Origin of the sequence: Paraburkholderia sp. SIMBA_054, from assembly GCF_046534875.1 — a bacterium.
GTDB classification, from domain to species: domain Bacteria; phylum Pseudomonadota; class Gammaproteobacteria; order Burkholderiales; family Burkholderiaceae; genus Paraburkholderia; species Paraburkholderia hospita.
In genome coordinates this window covers 1-327 of record NZ_JAWRXV010000434.1, presented here as the reverse complement: position 1 = coordinate 327, position 327 = coordinate 1, and the positions used below count along the sequence as shown (strand labels likewise).

The window sequence follows — 327 nt, the reverse complement described above, 5'->3', positions numbered from 1 at the left end:
AAGAACGAAACAGCGCATCAGAGTGGGCGCTCCGCCAAACGTGGCGTTGGAGGGCAGCCGGTGTACAAAGAAGAATGCCTTATCCCATCGAACGGCGATGACACCGCACGGGCCGTTGTGCCGAAACGCATACACCGTGCGAGTCTTACGGTTGAACCGCACAGATTTGTGCCGGTAGTTGAAGCAATCGCGCAGGAGAAGCACTACCGTGAACGCACAGCAGAGCACTCCCACCAGCGCAAGGACCCACATCCCAATGCTGAAGGCGCCCTGCTCACCGTTCCTGACCATAGCCGGGTTCACCTCCACAGCGCCCTGTATGGCCAC

Annotated in this window: 1 protein-coding gene; it reads right to left on the bottom strand. The window is 59.3% G+C overall.

All coding sequences use genetic code 11. From position 1 onward, the window contains the following. A partial coding sequence (locus tag SB822_RS55790; RefSeq protein WP_410858938.1) for a DUF6708 domain-containing protein occupies positions 1–252 on the bottom strand: 252 nt, incomplete at its 3' end. Between the last annotated feature and the right edge of the window lie 75 nt (positions 253–327).